The sequence below is a fragment of the Kosakonia sp. H02 genome, from assembly GCA_030704225.1.
Taxonomy (GTDB): domain Bacteria; phylum Pseudomonadota; class Gammaproteobacteria; order Enterobacterales; family Enterobacteriaceae; genus Kosakonia.
Genome location: CP131915.1, coordinates 3,927,628 through 3,946,698, shown reverse-complemented (window position 1 = coordinate 3,946,698; position 19,071 = coordinate 3,927,628). Strand labels below are relative to the sequence as shown.

Genomic DNA, 19,071 nt, shown 5'->3' with positions numbered 1-19,071 from the left:
GGCTTTGCTTTTTGTCATTTATTGTTCGCATCCAGAGGCTCAGATAGCGTCAGCTTAATCGGTTCAACAGCGAAGGTCAGCCCCTTTTCGCCGTTATCTGCCACAACATAGCGAACAGCACCTTCTGTTTCTGCGTAGTACGCTTTGTTTTTGCCGTTGGTCAGCAATTTTTGCAGTTTTTGCGTACTTTGCATTGCCGTCATCGCCGGTGAAAACGCGCGAATAAAGGCCGCCATGTACTCCTGCGCTTTCGCTTTCGCCGCTTTTTGCTCCGGCCCCTGCACCGGCAGCCAGGTTATCTGCATGGATTTGATTTTCAGCGTACCGCGCTCCAGCGCCGTCGACGCATAGAGGTAGTCATTGATGCGCGTTGCCGCCCGCGTCAGGTTTGCCTGATCGTTACGGCCATCAACGGCGCGAAATTCGCTCAGCGCAAGGGTGGGATTGTCAGTATTAAACTTCTCCCGAAACTGGCTGATAGATTGATCAAAAGTAGGTGCACCAGGCAATAAATAAGGCGCTGTTACGGCGACGGGAGCCTCGTCCGCCCGGCCAGGCGAGCAGAATACCAGCGCGGAAAAGAGCAGCCAAACCGGATAACGCCGTACTTTCATTCACATCGCCCTCTGTTGAGTGTGCCCACGATTAAAACGATATCGGGCTGGCTTGTCAAAAACTCCCGTCGCCAGGGTAAACTAGCGGCCATTACGAGAATAAGGAGCCTTACATGGGCATACAGCAGTGGTTGTTTTCGTTTAAAGGGCGTATTGGACGCCGCGATTTCTGGGTGTGGATGATCCTCTGGGTGCTGAGTATGACGGCGCTGTTCGCGTTGGCGAATGGCGGTATGCTCGATTTCCAGATGGCGGCTTTTGTTCTCGTTTGCCTGATTTGGCCCACGGCCTGCGTGCTGGTGAAACGTCTGCACGATCGCGGTCGTCACGGCGCGTGGGGGTTGCTGATGGTGTTGGCCTGGATGCTGCTTTCCGGCCACTGGGATATGTTGAACGGTTCACTGGAGTGGGCGGTGGGACGCCTGATCCCGGTGGTGATCATCGTCATGATGTTGATTGACCTGGGCGCGTTTGTCGGCACCCAGGGGGAAAACAAATACGGTAAAGAGACGCTGGACGTGAAGTACCGCTGATTACCAGTAATGTTCCGCAGTGATATGCCCCGGACGGCGGCGAAGGTGCTTCGTCATCTGCCGGGTATCCTTCAGCAGTTGTGTCGTATCGCGCACCATCTGAGGGTTACCACACAGCATCACGTGGCTGGTTTCAGGGGTTAATGGCAGACCGACCGCCTCTTCCAGCGCGCCGCTTTCAATCAGCGCCGGAACGCGCCCCGTCAGGGAACCAGAAATCGTCTCCCGGCTGACCACAGTCTGAATGCGTAATTTCCCTTCGTAGCGTTTTTGCAGCTCCAGCATCAGCGGTAAATAGCTCAAATCCGCTGCATAGCGCACCGCGTGGAGCAGCACGATGTTTTTGAAACGCTCCAGATCTTTGCCTTCTTGCAGCATCGACAGATACGGCCCGATGGCGGTACCCGTTGCCAGCATCCACAGCGTGTCGCAGTCTGGCACTTCCTCCAGCACAAAAAAGCCGGCGGCTTCGCTGACGATTAAGATTTCGTCTCCCGGCTGTAACGCGGCCAGGCGCGGGCTCAGCTTCCCTTCCGGGACGGTAACGAGGTAGAACTCCAGATCGGGGTTGCTCGGGGCATTCACATAAGAGTAGGCGCGTTGTACGCGCTCACTGTCAATTTCCAGCCCAAGCTTGGCAAATTGTCCGGCTGTGAAGGGGTGAACGGGGGCATGAACGGTGAGGCTGAAGAGTGCATCGGTCCAGAACTCCACCTTTGTGACTTTTCCTGTTACCCAATCCGCCATGGTTTTCTCCTGTTCTGTAACGTTGCCTTATCTTCGTGCCTGTCGCCGGAGATTTCCAGCCCGTGAGGGCCGGAAAGCTCAATTGAACAAACAGACTTACAGTATATGTCGTTGTACGTCCGGGTCTTTACGATCCAGGTAATGAATGGACTGAATGCGGCGGATAGTGCGGGATTTACCGCGAATAAGCAGCGTTTCCGTGGTGGCGATATTGCCTTTGCGCGTGATGCCGTCCAGCAGATCGCCTTTGGTAATGCCCGTTGCCGAGAAGATAACGTTGTCGCTGCGCGCCATATCATCCAGGCGCAGCACATTGCCCGCTTCAATGCCCATGCCGCGACAGCGTTTTAACTCATGCTCGCCGATACGACGGTTCTCTTCGCTATCGCCTTTCACCTGATGGCGTGCCAGCAAACGGCCTTGCATATCGCCATCCAGCGCGCGGATCACCGCCGCTGAAACAACCCCTTCCGGTGCGCCGCCGATGCCGTACAGCACGTCTACTTCGCTATCTGGCATGCAGGTGAGAATTGACGCGGCGACATCGCCATCGGGAATGGCAAACACGCGCACGCCAAGCCGCTGCATCTCAGCAATAATTTCGTCGTGGCGCGGTTTGGCAAGGATAGTGACGGTAAGTTCAGTCAGCGGTTTACCGAGAGCCGCAGTGATATTGCGCAGGTTATCCGCCAGCGGCAGGTTCAGGTCGATCGCGCCTTTCGCGTCAGGGCCGACAATCAGTTTTTCCATGTACATATCTGGCGCGTTCAGGAAACAGCCTTTGTCGCCAACCGCTAATACCGCCAGCGCGTTTGCCTGGCCCATCGCCGTCATGCGCGTTCCTTCAATCGGATCGACGGCGATATCAACCGCGTCGCCTTTGCCGGTACCGACTTTTTCACCGATAAACAGCATCGGCGCTTCGTCGATTTCCCCTTCGCCAATGACAATCGTGCCGTCAATATTGACCTGGTTGAGCATGATGCGCATAGCGTGGACTGCTGCGCCGTCTGCCGTGTTTTTGTCGCCACGCCCCAGCCATTTGTAGCCAGCCAGCGCCGCAGCCTCGGTAACACGGGAGAATTCGATGGCAAGTTCTCGTCTCATAACAAACTCTATAGTGAAAGAAATTGAGCGAAGTTTATCACAGGGAGGGGAGGAGGGTTTTGAGGCAGATGCCCTCTCCCTGTTGAGAGAGGGCACGGTTGGGGAGAATTACTCGTCGTGCTCTTCCCATGCCATTGCGCGTTTGACGGCTTTTTTCCAGCCGCTGTAGCGGTAATTACGTTCGGTCGTTTCGATACCCGGGCGGAATTCGCGCTCAATAACCGCTTTTTCCTGTAGCTCATCCAGGTTCTGCCAGAAACCGACCGCCAGACCGGCAAGGTACGCCGCGCCCAGTGCCGTCACTTCACGCACTTCCGGGCGTTCTACGCGGGTGCCGAGAATATCGGACTGGAACTGCATCAGGAAGTTGTTCGCGACCGCACCGCCGTCCACGCGCAGGGCGTGTAAACGGATACCGGAGTCAGCCTGCATCGCTTCCAGCACATCGCGGGTCTGGAAGGCGATAGACTCCAGCGTGGCGCGAATAATGTGGTTCGCGTTTACGCCACGGGTCAAACCGAAGATGGAGCCGCGCGCATACGGATCCCAGTACGGTGCGCCGAGGCCGGTAAAGGCCGGAACCACATACACGCCATTGGTATCTTTCACTTTGGTGGCGAAGTATTCGGAGTCGAAAGCGTCGCTAATCAGCTTCATCTCATCACGCAGCCACTGAATGGACGCCCCGGCCATAAACACCGCGCCTTCCAGCGCGTAGTTCACTTCCCCTTTCGGGCCGCAGGCGATGGTGGTCAGCAGGCCGTGTTCTGATTTCACCGCGTTCTCACCGGTGTTCATCAGCATAAAACAGCCGGTACCGTAAGTGTTTTTCGCCATCCCCTCTTTCACACACAGTTGGCCAAACAGCGCCGCCTGCTGGTCACCGGCGATCCCGGCGATGGGAATACGCGTCCCGCCTTTACCACCGATGTTGGTCTGGCCATAGACTTCAGAGGATTTACGCACTTGCGGCAGCATGGCGCGCGGAATATCCAGCGCGTCGAGCATTTTGTCGTCCCAGTCCAGCTCATGGATGTTGAACAACATGGTGCGCGAGGCGTTGGTGTAATCGGTCACATGAACACGGCCCTGGGTCATTTTCCAGATAAGCCAGGTATCGACGGTGCCGAACAGCAGTTCGCCGCGCTTAGCCCGCTCGCGGGAGCCTTCAACATGGTCGAGGATCCATTTCACTTTGGTGCCGGAAAAGTACGGGTCAATCACCAGGCCCGTGGTGTTACGCACATACTCTTCCATGCCGTCGCGTTTGAGCTGCTCGCAAATTTCGGAGGTACGGCGGCACTGCCAGACAATGGCGTTGTAAATCGGTTTGCCGGTTTCACGTTCCCAGACAATCGCGGTTTCACGCTGGTTGGTAATGCCGATAGCGGCAATCTCATCGGAATTGATATCCGCTTTCGCCAGCACTTCCACCAGCGTGGAGCTTTGCGAAGCCCAGATTTCCATCGGGTCATGCTCAACCCAGCCTGGCTTCGGATAAATTTGTTCGAATTCGCGCTGTGAGACGCTGATGATGTTGGCATCGTGATCCATCACAACGGCGCGGGAGCTGGTAGTGCCCTGATCGAGCGCAACGATATATTTTTTGTCAGTCATGGTTATGGTCCCGTAGTCACATTACAGCGAAACTTTTGGTTGAGTCGTGGTCGTGGAGGCGGTGCCTTTCTCTTCCGCCGCCTCACTGGCGCCCGACGGCAGGTGGCGACCAATCAGCTTGCGATAGCCGAATGCGCCAAGCGCCGCGCCTACGATTGGCCCGAACAGCGGCACGAGGAAGTAGGGGATTTCTCTACCGCCGGTAAAGGCGACGTTGCCCCAGCCGGCCAACCAGGCGAAGGTTTTCGGGCCAAGGTCACGCGCCGGGTTCATGGCGAAGCCGGTCAGCGGCCCCATGGATGCGCCGATAACCGCAATCAGCAAACCGATAAGCAAGGGTGCCAGCGGGCCGCGCGGAATACCGTTACCGTCATCACCTAACGCCATGATGACGCCCATCAGAACAGCGGTAATCACCATTTCAACGGCGAAGGCCTGCACAAAGTTGATGTGCGGGTTAGGATACGTTGAAAAAATACTAGCCAGATCAAGGCTTTCAACACTGCCGCGCACCATGTTGTGCGTTTGTTCGAAATCGAGGAAAAGATTGTAGTAAAGCCCGTAAACAAGTGCAGCCGCGCAAAACGCGCCGGCAAATTGAGAAAAAATAAAAGGAACAACTTTGCGTCCGTCAAAGCTCGCGAAGAGCCATAGTGCGATTGTGACTGCCGGGTTAAGGTGCGCACCGGAAACCCCTGCGGTCAGGTAAATGGCCATCGCCACACCCAAACCCCAGATGATGCTGATTTCCCACTGGCCAAAGGTGGCTCCCGCCACTTTTAATGCCGCGACACACCCCACACCGAAGAAAATCAACAACCCGGTACCGAGAAATTCGGCGATGCACTGGCCTTTTAAGGTTGATGTTTGACTCATAATCGGATCCTGCAAAAGTTTGATGGTTTTTGTATGCATGAGGGAAACGGCAGCCTCATGATGTCGTGTAGACATAGTGTTAATTTATCGTTAACGAGCAAAAACGAGAAATATCGAAATCAAAATGTGTGTACTGCGTCAATAAAATGAGCGTTTTCGAGCGGCAAGGCGCATTTTTGCACCATAACGAAATGTGAGCTGAATCATTTTTGTAACCAGGGCATTAACAATTACGGGGTATATGTCCGCTTTGCACCAGGACGAGGACTAAAAGTGTTGCAAAGCGCAAACAGCGTGGCTCCGCGCTGGACAGGGGCTGGTGCGATTCATACAATCGGTAACAAGCGAAATCCGCTCATCTTATTAAGGCGTCACCGATATTCGGGACGAGGATTTTTAAATACACGTTTCATGCGAGTTGCAGGAATGGGCTCAATGTTAAGTGTATATCCATCAACGCCTTGCAACTCAGGAGAAGTATGACTATGTCATTAGAAGTGTTTGAGAAACTGGAAGCAAAAGTGCAGCAGGCGATTGATACGATCACGCTGTTGCAGATGGAAATCGAAGAACTGAAAGAGAAGAACAACAGCCTGGCGCAGGACGTACAGTCTGCACAGCATAGCCGTGAAGAGCTGGAGCGTGAAAATCACCAGCTGAGAGAGCAGCAGCACGGTTGGCAGGAGCGTTTGCAGGCTCTGTTAGGACGCATGGAAGAAGTGTAATTACGCTTTATCTTTCGCGCTGTAGCGGTGTTGGCTGCGCGCATTTGCCCCTGACATAGTTATCTATGCTCCCGGGGATTCACTTGCTTGCTGCCTTGCTACAACACGAAATCTTTCGCGTATTGAGTAAATGCATGTAGGTCGGATAAGCGAAGCGCCATCCGACAACAAGAAAAAAGGGCACCTGATGGTGCCCTTTCGTTTATTCGATATCGAGAGGATCTTCGGAAAGGATAATGCCGGTGTTATCGGCATAAAGATGGTCGCCGGAGAAGAAAGTCACACCGCCGAAGTTAACGCGTACGTCGCTTTCGCCAATGCCTTCACCCGCTGCGCCAACCGGAATGGCGGCAATTGCCTGAATACCAATATCCAGCTCTTCCAGGTCGTCTACCTGGCGCACAGAGCCGTAGACCACAATGCCTTCCCACTCGTTTTGCACCGCAGTGCGTGCGAGATCTGCGTCGATTAACGCGCGGCGCATTGAACCGCCACCGTCAATCAGCAGGACACGCCCACGGCCATTCTGTTCGAGCAGATCGTAGAGCAACCCGTTATCCTCGAAACATTTCACCGTGATGATTTGTCCGCCAAAAGAGGACCGCCCGCCAAAATTCGAGAACAGGGGTTCCACGACGTTGATCTCTTCCTGGTAGATGTCACAAAGCTCAGAAGTATCGTATTTCATAGGATTAACGTTCAGTTGCTGCGAGAAGCGCCAGTATATCGCGCATCACGCGCCGTTGGCAAAACCATCAATTTTTAATTGGCCTTTTTCACTTAAAAGTGCAAATGGCTCAAAACAATCCCGACCACAAACAAGAGATTAGTTAACAGCGCCCCTTTGACCGTCTGTTCCAGCATTGGCGGCATGGCTCGCGGATCGCGCTCGCGCAGCACATAACGCGCCTGTTTGATAAGCAGCGGTGCCGCCAGCACAAACAACCAGCCCCACAGGCTTTGCAGCGAAAAGAGGTTAAACAGCGCGAAGCACAGCAGGGCGCCAATCAGCAAACCGACATGATAGCGACGGGCATTCACCGGCCCTAAACGGACTACCAGCGTGTTTTTGCCATTATCTCTGTCGCTTTCGATATCGCGCAGGTTGTTAATATTCAACACCGCCGTAGCCAGTAAACCACAGGCAGTGGCGGGCAAAAATACTGCCGGGATCAGCGTATGGGTTTGCAGATACCAACTTCCCATCACACTTATCCAGCCGAAGAACGTCAGCACGGAAATATCGCCCAGGCCCTGGTAGCCATAAGGGCGCTTGCCGATGGTATAGGTGATGGCGGCAATAATCGACAACCCGCCCAGCACCAGAAAACCAATAAAATCTGCCATCGTCTGCGTCGCAGCCGTCACCAGCAGCAGCCCGGAAATGCAGCTCAGCACGATAACGATAATCAGTGCACGCTTCATTTGCGCAAGCGTTATCGCGCCTTTCTGCATACCGCGCAATGGTCCGATGCGATCTGGTTTATCGCTGCCCTTCACCGCGTCGCCATAATCATTTGCGAGGTTGGAGAGAATTTGCAGTAAGCCTGCGGTGATCAGCGCCAGCACCGCGACGAGCAGATCAAAATGGCCCTGCCACCAGGCCAGCACCGTACCGACAACAATAGCGGCAAAGGCCAGCGGTAATGTCTTAGGTCGCAGGCTTTCCAGCCACGCCTGGGTGAGGTTCAGAGATTGCGTTTCGTTCATAAGTTTAGCCAACAAAAATGGGGGCAAAAGCCCCCATCGAGTGTGATGAAAACGTTGTGACCGGGATTATAAGATAAAACGGCTCAGATCTTCATCCGCCACTAAAGCATCCAGGTGCTTACTCACATAATCTGCATCAATCGTGATCGTCTCACCGCCCAGATCGCTGGCGTCATAAGAGATATCTTCCATCAAACGCTCCAGCACAGTATGCAAACGACGCGCACCGATGTTTTCGGTGGTTTCGTTTACCTGCCATGCCGCCTGAGCAATTCGCTTAATGCCGTCGTCGGTGAACTCAATGTTCACACCTTCGGTCGCCATCAGCGCTTTGTACTGCACGGTTACAGAGGCGTTTGGCTCAGTCAGAATGCGTTCGAAATCTTCTGCGGTCAGTGCCTGCAACTCAACGCGGATCGGCAGACGGCCTTGCAGTTCCGGGATCAGATCTGACGGGCTGGCGACCTGGAACGCACCAGAAGCGATAAACAGAATGTGGTCGGTTTTCACCATCCCGTGTTTGGTCGATACGGTGCAGCCTTCAACCAGGGGCAGCAGATCGCGCTGCACACCTTCGCGGGAAACATCCGGGCCGGAGGTGTTGCCACCGCGCTTACAGATTTTGTCGATTTCGTCGATAAACACGATCCCATGCTGCTCAACGGCGTCGATAGCTTCCTGTTTCAGCTCTTCCGGATTCACCAGTTTTGCCGCTTCTTCTTCGATCAGCAGCTTCATCGCGTCTTTGATTTTCAGCTTACGCGGTTTCTGCTTCTGACCGCCCAGGTTCTGGAACATGGACTGAAGCTGATTGGTCATCTCTTCCATGCCCGGAGGCGCCATGATCTCTACGCCCATTGGCGCAGCGGCGAGATCGATTTCAATCTCTTTATCGTCAAGCTGGCCTTCGCGCAGTTTTTTGCGAAAAGATTGACGCGCAGCCGAAGGCTCAGCCGCCTGCTCTGGCTGGCCCCAGTTGTTTTTCGCCGGCGGGATCAGCACGTCGAGAATGCGCTCTTCCGCCATCTCTTCCGCGCGGTAGCGGTTTTTCTCGATGGATTGAATACGCACCATTTTCACGGCGGCATCGGTCAGATCGCGGATGATAGAATCCACTTCTTTCCCGACATAGCCCACTTCGGTGAACTTCGTTGCTTCAACTTTAATAAACGGCGCATTGGCGAGTTTCGCCAGGCGGCGGGCGATTTCAGTTTTACCAACGCCGGTTGGGCCGATCATCAGAATATTTTTCGGTGTCACTTCATGACGCAACTCTTCGTCGAGCTGCATGCGACGCCAGCGGTTACGCAGGGCAATTGCCACCGAACGTTTTGCGGCGTCCTGGCCGATGATGTGTTTGTTCAGTTCGCTGACAATTTCGCGTGGGGTCATTTCAGACATGGGAGATCCTTACGCTTTAGAGGGTAATTCTTCGATGGTATGGAAGTGGTTGGTATAGATGCAGATATCGCCTGCGATCCCCAACGCCTTCTCAGCAATTTCGCGCGCACCAAGCTCGGTATTTTCCAGCAGAGCACGGGCAGCGGCCTGGGCGTATGGCCCGCCGGAACCGATAGCGATCAGGTCATTTTCCGGCTGAATCACATCACCATTACCGGTGATGATCAGGGACGCGGTTTCGTCGGCGACCGCCAGCAGCGCTTCCAGCTTGCGCAGCATTCGATCGGTTCGCCAGTCCTTTGCCAGTTCGACAGCCGCTTTCACCAGATGACCCTGGTGCATTTCCAGTTTGCGTTCGAATAGTTCAAACAGCGTGAAGGCATCAGCCGTACCGCCCGCAAAGCCTGCAATGACTTTGTCGTTATACAGACGGCGAACTTTTTTCACGTTGCCTTTCATCACGGTGTTGCCCAGTGTGGCCTGGCCATCACCGGCGATAACGACATGGCCGTTACGGCGTACGCTTACGATTGTTGTCACGAGCAGACCCCTTGGTTACAAATGCACAATACAGCGCCCCGCACGGTGTTCGGGGCAGAATGCAATTATAAATGGGGGGGATTTCGGGGGTTTCAACCCCCGGCGGCGAGTCGGATGCAGTTTGCATGGCCGGCCAGTTTCAGGCGGCCGATAGTGGCGTCGGCGTTATCTTTGCCTTTCAGCGGGCCCATTACCACGCGGTTCCAGCCGTTGTTGCTGGTAATGCGTGAGTCAAAACCTTCAAACGCCAACTGGGCGCGGACGGTTTCAGCCTGATCCTGGCCTTTAAACGAACCGCACTGAATCAGCCAGCGACGTTCATCTTTTTTCTCTGCGGTTTGCGGCTTCGCCAGTTCCGCTTCCCGCGTGACGGGCGCGGCCTGCTGCGGTTTAGGCTGCGACGCGGTGTTATGCGGCGGAGTCTGCACCAGATCCTGATACGGCTGAGAATTCGATGCCGGCTTCTGCTGAGTCTGGCGCGGCGGCGTAGACGTGCGTTCAGGTTGCTCAGCCACGCGAGGCTGCGTGCGCGGTTGCTGTACCGGCTGGGTTTGCGTCCATTGCGACTGCTGCTGGGCCTGGCGCTGGCGTTGCAGTTGCAGCGTTTGCTGGCGCTGTTCTGCGGTTTGCTCGTTCCACGGCACTTCGCTGAGCTGCGTCGGCGTCTGGCGCATATCTGCCTGCATCTGGGCTAACAACTGGCGCTGCTCATCGGTCAACTGCTCCGGTTTTTGCACTTCACCGCCTGCCGTTGGTTCGGTTGGCGCACGCACGCCAGGCTGGCGGCTTTCCAGCTCTTTGATATAGCGCCAGCGTTCTTCCGGCTTTGGCGGCAGACCGTTGCCGGTCACTTTCTGGTTTTGCAGCGATTCGGATTCTTCTTTCTTGTGGTGCGTAATGAAGTACAAACCACCGATAAAGGCGACCAGCACGGCGGCTGCAATAGCGACCATCGCTGGAGAGACCGCAGATGACCTGCGCTGTTTTTTCCTTGAGTTGCTCGTTTTTCGCCGCGAAGGAGCCGACTGGCTGCGGCGTACATAATCTCGTTGTGCCACTATCGTTTCGCTGTATTTATTTCGTTTATCAGCCCGCCATGTTACTTAAGCGACGGGGTTTTGACCAGAAGAGGGCGTCTTAAAGCCTGCGGCTTTACGTTAACGCCCGGGTTGTCCCGCGCAGGATCAGCTCACAATCCAGCAGGCGCGATCCGCTGCTCACCGTATGGCCTTGCAGCTGTTCCAGCAGTAAGAGCATGGCTTCACGACCAATCTCGTAGCGCGGCTGCGCAACGGTTGTGAGTGGTGGATCGCAGTACTCTGCCAGCGAAATGTTATCGAAGCCGATAATGGATAAATCATCCGGCACTTTCAGCCCGCTGCGTTTGGCCTGCGATAGCGCGCCAAGCGCCATCACATCGCTATGGCAAAACACGGCGGTAGGCGGTTTTGGCAGCGTTAACAGCTTTTCCAGGGCGCGCGCACCGGCTTCGAAGCTAAAATCGCCGCGCGTAATATAATGCGGATCGACGGTGGCACCGGAGCGGCGCAGCGCCTGTATGTAACCCTGCAAGCGGTAATGGCACAGCGGCATCTCTTCCGGGCCAGCAATACAACCAATCAAGTGATGCCCTTGCTCTTGCAGATAATTCACGGCGTTAAAGGCGGCGGTCAGGTTATCGATATGCACCGTCGGCAGTTCCAGTTCCGGCGCGAATTCGTTGGCCATCACCATCGGCGGTAAATTACGCTGTTCTTCGATGCTGGCATCAAACGGCAGGCGCGAGCCCAGCAGCAACATCCCGTCGATTTGCTTGGTAATAATCAGATCAATAAAGGTTTTTTCCTGCTGATTTTGATGAGCGCAGTCGCCAATCAACACCAGGTAGCCATGTTCGGCTGCGGTCACTTCGATACCGCGAATGATTTCACTGAAGAAGGGATCGCAAATATCCGGCACGATCACCAGCAGCGTACGGGATTCGTTGCGTTTAACGTTTCGTCCCAGCGACTGGGGCAAATAGCCCACTTCCATGGCTGCCTGCTCCACCCGGTTGCGGGTAGCCTGTGAGACTTTATCCGGGTTCATTAATGCACGAGATACGGTTGCCGTCGAAACCTTTGCTTTCATGGCAACATCTTTCATGGTTGCTGCCGCAACCTGATTTTTGGGTTTCACCTTGTTCTCCTCGCATGCACGGCGCAGGCGTAGCCACATTTTTATCAGATAGTTAACCGCACCGGTTACAGAATTTTCACGAAAAGTGTGATGAAAGTTGAATTTTACGGCCTGCCTCGCAGCATTAGCCTTCGATCGGATCGACATCCAACACCCATTTTACGCGCCGCGCATCCGGCAGGGTGTTAATCAGGGCTAATGCGCCATGAACAATATGTTGCAGGCGTATACGGGAAGGGTGTTGCAGCAGGATCTGCCAGCGGTAGCGCCCGGCGCGTTTGGCCGCCAGCGCCGGAACCGGGCCGAGCACCCACAGTTGGTTATCCGCCAGTGGGCTGGATTGCACCAGGTTTTTTAGCTGTTGCAGGAACAGCGGGGCGTGGTGATTGTTCTGATCTTCGGCGCGGATCAGCACATGGCTGGTCCACGGCGGTAATTGCATGGTTTGCCGCTCGGCCAGCGCCTGTTCCGCGAAGGTGTCATAGCCTTTATGTAGCAGCGTTTGCAGCAGCGGATGTTCCGGGTGATGGGTTTGCAACACCACTTCGCCCTGTTTTCCGGCGCGCCCGGCGCGGCCTGAAACCTGAGTATAAAGTTGAGCAAAACGTTCCGCTGCGCGGAAATCTGCCGAGAACAGCGCGCCGTCGACGTCGAGTAACGCCACCAGCGTGACATCCGGGAAGTGGTGTCCTTTTGCCAGCATTTGGGTGCCGATCAAAATGCGCGCGCCGCCGCGATGGACTTCGGCAAGGTGCTGTTCCAGCGCGCCTTTGCGGCTGGTGGTATCTCTGTCGATACGCGACACCGGCACGTCGGGAAAGAGCGGTGCCAGAGCCTGTTCCAGTTGTTCCGTACCGAGACCAACAGGCAATAAGTGCGTGGAGCCACAGGACGGGCACTGGCGCGGCACTGGCCGCTGGCTGTCACAGTGGTGGCAACGCAAATGCTGTTGCGCCTGGTGGAGGGTGTAATAGTGATCGCAGCGCGGGCATTCCGCTATCCAGCCGCAATCATGGCACAGCAACGCTGGCGCAAAGCCACGGCGGTTGAGGAATAAAATGACCTGATTTCCGGCTTGCAGATGCTGGCGCATGCGGTTTATCAGCGCCGGAGCCAGGCCAGCCTGCAACGGCTGGCCTTTCATATCCAGCACATGCTGCATGGCCGGGCGCGCGTTACCGGCACGGCGCGTCAGACGCAAAATATGGTATTTGCGCGCCCGCACGTTATGCAGGGTTTCCAGCGCCGGGGTCGCCGAGCCAAGGATTATCGGGATTTGTTCACTGTGAGCGCGGTAAACCGCCAGATCCCGCGCGTGGTAGCGCCAGCCTTCCTGCTGTTTATAAGAGCTGTCGTGCTCCTCGTCGATGACGATCACGCCGAGGTTTTTAAACGGGGTAAACAGCGATGAGCGCGTGCCGATGACGATTGCCGCTTCACCGCTTTTCGCTTTCTGCCAGGTGGCGAGGCGTTCGCTGTCGTTCAGCCCGGAGTGCAGGACCTCGACCGGCGCGTTGAAACGCTCACGAAAACGGGCAATGGTTTGCGGCGTCAGGCCAATTTCCGGCACCATCACCAGCGCCTGCTTGCCCTGCGCCAGCACGTTTTCCAGCACGCTTAAGTAGACTTCCGTCTTGCCGGAACCGGTGATGCCCGCCAGCAGCCAGGCAGAGAAGTGATCCGCCGCGCTATGGATTGCGCCCACGGCTGTTGCCTGCTCGGTATTGAGCCGCAGGCGCTCGCCACTGACGGAAAAGGTGCTGCGCCAGTCACTAAACGTGGGCGCTTCACTGTTCATCTCCGCCAGCCCTTTGGCGCGCAGCGCTTGTAGCGTCACGCTTTTCAGTTCCAGCGCCGCTAACTGGTGCTGCCAGATTTTACCTTTGCGCAGCGCCGATAGCGCCTGTTGCTGTTTGGGCGATTTTACGCGGTTGATGTCCATCGCCTGGCCTTGCTCAGTGGCAAACCAGTAACCCTGAAACTCCGCGCTGGCGGGTTTCGTTTGCCGAAGCAAAACGGGAAGCGCGTTGAACAACACATCGCCAATCGGATGGTGATAATACTCTGCGGCCCACAGCAGCATACGCCAGACGGGAGGAGAAAAGGCCGGTTCGCTGTCGAGCACCTCTGCGACGCTTTTCAGTTCGCTCAGCGGCAGCTCGCTTTTGTCGCTCACCGCTACCACAATGCCAACACGTTGCTGGTTACCAAACGGCACGCGTACGCGATAACCGCTGCTTGCGGACATCTCATCCGGCAGCAGGTAATCAAAGGTACGGGGCAAAGGTACAGATAGCGCAACGCGGGCGACGGGCATCTCATCTTCCTGGCTTGAAAACTGGCGGGTTAGTATACACATTGTTAAGACTGGCGAGCGGATCAGTTTGCATGTGCTGGTTAATTTCTGTATGATTCGCCGCCTTTGATGCGTAATTGACGTGTCGAAGATAAACTTACATATCAACTCGCGTGGTGTCTGGCGTTAGGGCTGGAAGAGCGACGCGGCCTTAAACTGAGGTTTCCCATGAAAAAAGGTATTCACCCGAATTATGTAGCTATTACTGCAACTTGCTCTTGCGGTAATGTGATCAAAACCCACTCAACGCTGGGTCACGATCTGAACCTGGACGTGTGTGGTAAATGCCACCCGTTCTTCACCGGCAAGCAGCGTGATGTTGCAACTGGTGGCCGTGTTGACCGTTTCAACAAACGCTTCAGCATCCCGGGCAGCAAATAAGTTGCCAAAGAAAAAAGCGCCGCAAGGCGCTTTTTTTGTCTCTGCGGTTTGAGATGTAAAAAGGGCGGAAGACATCTTCCGCCCTTTTTATTGGGATCAGTATTCCCACGTATCCGGGTCGATACCCAGTTCACGCATAATCACTTTTGCCTCTTCCGGAATTTCATCGCTGCGCTCTTTACGCAGATCTTCATCATTCGGCAGAGGCTGGCCGGTGAACGCATGCAAAAACGCCTCGCACAGCAGCTCGCTGTTGGTGGCGTGGCGCAGGTTGTTCACCTGACGACGGGTACGTTCATCGGTGAGGATTTTTAACACCTTAAGAGGAATGGAAACCGTAATTTTCTTTACTTGCTCACTCTTCTTGCCGTGCTCAGCGTATGGGCTGATATATTCGCCGCTCCATTCAGCCATGAGATACCTTTAATCCTCTCAGTCATTAGTCTTAACCCAGGCGCGCCCGGGCTGTAATTCCGCGTAGTTTACCGTAGAGTCAACGAGGTGACACGGTGTATTGCGTAACGTTGCTGTACTAAAGCATATAATTTTAACGGCTATTATGCTTTTGCTCAATCTATACGCAAAGAAGTTTAGATGTCCAGATGTATTGACGTCTATTATTTCAATGTTTACTCTGTGGCCTGACTTTTCATCCATTAAGCCAGGAAGCCTTCACCATGACGCGTAAACAGGCCACCATCGCAGTGCGTAGCGGATTGAATGATGACGAGCAGTACGGTTGCGTTGTCCCGCCGATTCATCTCTCCAGTACCTATAACTTCACCGGTTTTAACGAACCTCGCGCTCATGATTATTCTCGCCGCGGCAACCCAACGCGCGATGTGGTACAGCGTGCACTGGCAGAACTGGAAGGCGGCGCGGGCGCGGTGCTGACCAATACCGGTATGTCGGCGATTCTTCTGGTGACCACTGTTTTCCTCAAGCCTGGCGATCTGCTGGTTGCACCGCATGATTGCTACGGCGGCAGCTATCGCCTGTTCGATAGCCTGGCGAAACGCGGCTGCTACCGTGTGAAGTTTGTGGATCAAGGGGATGAGCAGGCGCTGAAAGCGGCCCTGGCGGAAAAACCGAAACTGGTGCTGGTAGAAAGTCCAAGCAACCCATTGTTGCGCGTCGTGGATATTGCGAAAATCTGCCAGCTCGCCCGTGAAGCCGGCGCAGTTAGCGTGGTGGATAACACTTTCCTTAGCCCGGCGTTGCAAAACCCGCTGGCGCTGGGTGCTGACCTGGTCCTGCACTCCTGCACCAAATATCTTAACGGGCATTCCGATGTGGTGGCAGGCGTGGTGATTGCGAAAGATGAGGCGACTGTCACCGAACTGGCATGGTGGGCAAATAACATTGGCGTCACCGGCAGCGCCTTCGACAGCTATTTGCTGCTGCGCGGTCTGCGTACCTTGTCGCCGCGCATGGAAGTGGCGCAGCGTAACGCGCAGGCGATTGTCGATTTTCTGCAAACCCAGCCGCTGGTGAAAAAGCTGTACCATCCTTCTCTGCCGGATAATCAGGGGCATGAGATTGCTGCGCGTCAACAAAAAGGCTTTGGCGCAATGTTAAGTTTCGAGCTGGATGGCGATGAGCAAACGCTGCGTCGCTTCCTGAGCGGCTTATCGCTGTTTACGCTGGCGGAATCGTTAGGTGGGGTAGAGAGTTTAATTTCCCACGCCGCCACCATGACCCATGCGGGCATGGCGCCTGAAGCACGCGCTGCCGCCGGGATTTCTGAGACGCTGTTACGCATCTCAACTGGTATTGAAGATAGTGAAGATTTAATTGCCGATCTGGAAAATGGCTTCCGGGTCGCCGCTGAGGGGTAAACATGAGTGTGATTGCGCAGGCAGGGACGAAGGCTCGTCAGCTGCACAAATTTGGTGGCAGTAGTCTGGCGGATGTGAAATGTTACCTCCGCGTTGCAGGGATCATGGCGGAGTACTCACAACCGGGCGACATGATGGTTGTCTCGGCCGCAGGCAGCACGACCAACCAACTGATCAGCTGGCTGAAGCTTAGCCAGACCGATCGCCTTTCTGCGCATCAGGTTCAACAATCACTACGACGTTACCAGATTGATTTGATTACCGGTTTGTTACCTGCCGAGGTCGCTGACGGCCTGACCAGCGCGTTTATTCACGATCTTGAACACCTTGCCGTGCTGCTCGACAGCGGCATCACCGATGCGGTCTACGCAGAAGTGGTCGGCCACGGTGAAATCTGGTCGGCGCGGTTGATGTCTGCTCTTCTGAATCAACAAGGCCTGGACGCAACCTGGCTGGATGCCCGCGATTTCCTGCGCGCGGAACGCGCCGCACAACCCCAGGTGAACGAAGGCGCGTCGTACCCCTTATTGCAACAACAACTGGCGCAGCATCCGGGCAAACGGATTGTGGTGACTGGCTTTATCAGCCGTAACGAAGCGGGCGAAACCGTGCTGCTCGGGCGTAACGGCTCTGACTATTCCGCCACACAGATTGGCGCGCTGGGCGACGTGACGCGGGTGACTATCTGGAGCGACGTGGCGGGTGTTTATAGCGCCGATCCGCGCAAAGTGAAAGACGCCTGCCTGTTGCCGCTGCTGCGCCTTGATGAAGCCAGCGAACTGGCGCGGCTGGCCGCACCGGTGCTGCATGCCCGCACATTACAGCCGGTTTCCGGCAGCAATATCGATCTGCAATTACGGTGTAGCTATAACCCGGAACAGGGCTCAACGCGCATTGAACGCGTGCTGGCGTCCGGTACAGGCGCGCGAATTGTGACCAGCCATGATGACGTGTGCCTGATTGAGTTCCTTGTGCCTGCGGGTCAGGACTTCAAACTGGCGCAAAAAGAGATAGATCTTATCCTGAAACGCGCCCAGGTGCGTCCGCTGGCAGTTGGTGCACATGCTGACCGTAACCTGCTGCAACTTTGCTATACCGCTGAAGTAGTTGATAGCGTCTTTAAACTGCTTGATGAAGCCGGTCTGCCGGGCGAGTTGCGTTTGCGTCAGGGGCTGGCGCTGGTGGCAATGGTGGGCGCCGGTGTTTGCCGTAATCCGCTGCATAGCCACCGTTTCTGGCAGCAGTTGAAAGGCCAGCCAGTCGAGTTTATCTGGCAATCTGACGAAGGTATTAGCCTGGTTGCCGTGCTGCGTGTTGGGCCGACAGAAAGCCTGATCCAGGGGCTGCACCAGTCGCTGTTCCGCGCGGAAAAACGCATTGGCCTGATGCTGTTTGGCAAAGGGAATATCGGTTCCCGCTGGCTGGAGTTGTTCTCGCGTGAGCAGAGCGCGCTGTCGGCGCGTACCGGGTTTGAATTTGTGCTGGCGGGCGTGGTGGATAGCCGCCGCAGCCTGCTGAGCTACGAGGGGCTGGATGCCAGCCGTGCGCTGGCGTTCTTCAATGATGAAGCGGTGGAGCAGGACGAAGAGTCGCTGTTCCTGTGGATGCGCGCCCATCCGTATGACGATTTAGTGGTGCTGGACGTTACCGCGAGCGAGCAGCTTGCCGGGCAGTATCTTGATTTCGCCAGCCATGGTTTCCATGTCATTAGCGCCAACAAACTGGCCGGGGCGAGCACCAGTGATAAGTATCGCCAGATCCATGATGCGTTTGAAAAAACCGGCCGTCACTGGCTGTATAACGCGACTGTCGGAGCCGGGCTGCCGGTGAACCACACCGTGCGTGACCTGCGCGACAGCGGGGATTCGATTCTGGCGATCAGCGGGATTTTCTCCGGGACGCTCTCCTGGCTATTCCTGCAATTTGACGGCACCGTGCCGTTTACGGATTTGGTGGATCAGGCCTGGCAGCAGGGGCTGACCGAGCCGGACCCGCGCGTGGATCTCTCCGGTAAAGATGTAATGCGCAAACTGGTGATCCTCGCCCGTGAAGCGGGTTATGACATCGAGCCGGATCAAGTGCGCGTGGAGTCGCTGGTGCCGCCGGGCTGCGAAGAGGAGTCGGTTGATCACTTCTTCGAAAATGGCGAAACGTTGAATGAGCAGATGCTTCAGCGTCTGGAAGCCGCCCGCGAGCTGGGGCTGGTGCTGCGTTACGTAGCGCGTTTCGATGCCAATGGCAAAGCCCGCGTTGGCGTTGAAGCGGTGCGCATGGAACATCCGCTGGCGTCACTGTTGCCGTGCGATAACGTGTTTGCCATTGAAAGCCGCTGGTATCGTGATAATCCGCTGGTGATCCGTGGGCCGGGCGCAGGCCGTGATGTCACCGCCGGTGCGATTCAGTCCGATATTAACCGCCTGGCGCAACTGCTGTAATTTTCTCTTCTCC

Annotated in this window: 18 protein-coding genes; 5 read left to right on the top strand and 13 right to left on the bottom strand. The window is 55.6% G+C overall.

Features of this window, described 5'->3' with window-relative positions; translation table 11 throughout:
• Positions 1–14 precede the first annotated feature (14 nt).
• Positions 15–614 (bottom strand): DUF1454 family protein, encoded by a 600-nt coding sequence (locus tag Q5705_18500; GenBank protein ID WLI76541.1) that lies wholly within the window; start codon positions 612–614, stop codon positions 15–17.
• A gap of 113 nt (positions 615–727) precedes the next feature.
• On the opposite strand from Q5705_18500, the gene Q5705_18495 reads away from it, so the two are divergent.
• Positions 728–1,147, top strand: a complete 420-nt coding sequence (locus Q5705_18495) for a DUF805 domain-containing protein (protein WLI76540.1) — start codon at positions 728–730, stop codon at positions 1,145–1,147.
• Here Q5705_18495 and fpr read toward each other — a convergent pair whose 3' ends face one another.
• From fpr to Q5705_18475, 4 genes are all read right to left on the bottom strand, one after another.
• Entirely contained in the window at positions 1,148–1,894 is a 747-nt protein-coding gene (fpr, locus tag Q5705_18490) for a ferredoxin--NADP(+) reductase (GenBank protein ID WLI76539.1), read from the bottom strand. It abuts the gene before it with no gap.
• Positions 1,895–1,990: 96 nt separating this feature from the next.
• A complete protein-coding gene (glpX, locus tag Q5705_18485) occupies positions 1,991–3,001 on the bottom strand; it encodes a class II fructose-bisphosphatase (GenBank protein WLI76538.1) in 1,011 nt (336 codons plus the stop codon).
• A 108-nt stretch (positions 3,002–3,109) separates the two neighbouring features.
• Positions 3,110–4,618 carry a glycerol kinase GlpK gene (glpK, locus tag Q5705_18480; protein WLI76537.1) on the bottom strand — a complete coding sequence of 503 codons (1,509 nt, stop codon included), beginning with the start codon at positions 4,616–4,618 and terminating at the stop codon, positions 3,110–3,112.
• Between the two features lie 21 nt (positions 4,619–4,639).
• Positions 4,640–5,494, bottom strand: coding sequence for an MIP/aquaporin family protein (locus tag Q5705_18475; protein ID WLI76536.1), 855 nt, complete (start codon positions 5,492–5,494; stop codon positions 4,640–4,642).
• Between the two features lie 479 nt (positions 5,495–5,973).
• Here Q5705_18475 and zapB point away from each other — a divergent pair, with 479 nt between their 5' ends.
• Positions 5,974–6,219, top strand: a complete 246-nt coding sequence (gene zapB, locus Q5705_18470) for a septal ring assembly protein ZapB (protein WLI76535.1) — start codon at positions 5,974–5,976, stop codon at positions 6,217–6,219.
• 202 nt (positions 6,220–6,421) lie between these two features.
• Here the strand turns inward: zapB and rraA are convergent, their stop codons facing one another.
• The 7 genes from rraA to priA form a co-directional block, all read right to left on the bottom strand.
• Complete coding sequence (gene rraA, locus Q5705_18465) at positions 6,422–6,907, bottom strand: ribonuclease E activity regulator RraA (protein ID WLI76534.1); 486 nt, start codon at positions 6,905–6,907, stop codon at positions 6,422–6,424.
• A gap of 92 nt (positions 6,908–6,999) precedes the next feature.
• Positions 7,000–7,929, bottom strand: coding sequence for a 1,4-dihydroxy-2-naphthoate polyprenyltransferase (gene menA, locus Q5705_18460; GenBank protein WLI76533.1), 930 nt, complete (start codon positions 7,927–7,929; stop codon positions 7,000–7,002).
• 66 nt (positions 7,930–7,995) lie between these two features.
• On the bottom strand, positions 7,996–9,330 hold the full coding sequence (hslU, locus tag Q5705_18455) for an HslU--HslV peptidase ATPase subunit (protein WLI76532.1): 1,335 nt from the start codon (positions 9,328–9,330) through the stop codon (positions 7,996–7,998).
• A 9-nt stretch (positions 9,331–9,339) separates the two neighbouring features.
• Complete coding sequence (hslV, locus tag Q5705_18450) at positions 9,340–9,870, bottom strand: ATP-dependent protease subunit HslV (GenBank protein WLI76531.1); 531 nt, start codon at positions 9,868–9,870, stop codon at positions 9,340–9,342.
• Between the two features lie 92 nt (positions 9,871–9,962).
• Entirely contained in the window at positions 9,963–10,928 is a 966-nt protein-coding gene (ftsN, locus tag Q5705_18445; protein ID WLI76530.1) for a cell division protein FtsN, read from the bottom strand.
• 94 nt (positions 10,929–11,022) lie between these two features.
• Entirely contained in the window at positions 11,023–12,048 is a 1,026-nt protein-coding gene (gene cytR / locus Q5705_18440; protein WLI76529.1) for a DNA-binding transcriptional regulator CytR, read from the bottom strand.
• A gap of 124 nt (positions 12,049–12,172) precedes the next feature.
• Entirely contained in the window at positions 12,173–14,365 is a 2,193-nt protein-coding gene (gene priA, locus Q5705_18435) for a primosomal protein N' (GenBank protein WLI79060.1), read from the bottom strand.
• 207 nt (positions 14,366–14,572) lie between these two features.
• On the opposite strand from priA, the gene rpmE reads away from it, so the two are divergent.
• Positions 14,573–14,785 (top strand): 50S ribosomal protein L31, encoded by a 213-nt coding sequence (gene rpmE, locus Q5705_18430; GenBank protein WLI76528.1) that lies wholly within the window; start codon positions 14,573–14,575, stop codon positions 14,783–14,785.
• Positions 14,786–14,881: 96 nt separating this feature from the next.
• Here the strand turns inward: rpmE and metJ are convergent, their stop codons facing one another.
• Positions 14,882–15,199, bottom strand: coding sequence for a met regulon transcriptional regulator MetJ (metJ, locus tag Q5705_18425; GenBank protein WLI76527.1), 318 nt, complete (start codon positions 15,197–15,199; stop codon positions 14,882–14,884).
• A 263-nt stretch (positions 15,200–15,462) separates the two neighbouring features.
• On the opposite strand from metJ, the gene metB reads away from it, so the two are divergent.
• Complete coding sequence (metB, locus tag Q5705_18420; GenBank protein WLI76526.1) at positions 15,463–16,623, top strand: cystathionine gamma-synthase; 1,161 nt, start codon at positions 15,463–15,465, stop codon at positions 16,621–16,623.
• 2 nt (positions 16,624–16,625) lie between these two features.
• Positions 16,626–19,058, top strand: a complete 2,433-nt coding sequence (locus Q5705_18415; GenBank protein ID WLI76525.1) for a bifunctional aspartate kinase/homoserine dehydrogenase II — start codon at positions 16,626–16,628, stop codon at positions 19,056–19,058.
• The last annotated feature ends 13 nt before the right edge of the window (positions 19,059–19,071 follow it).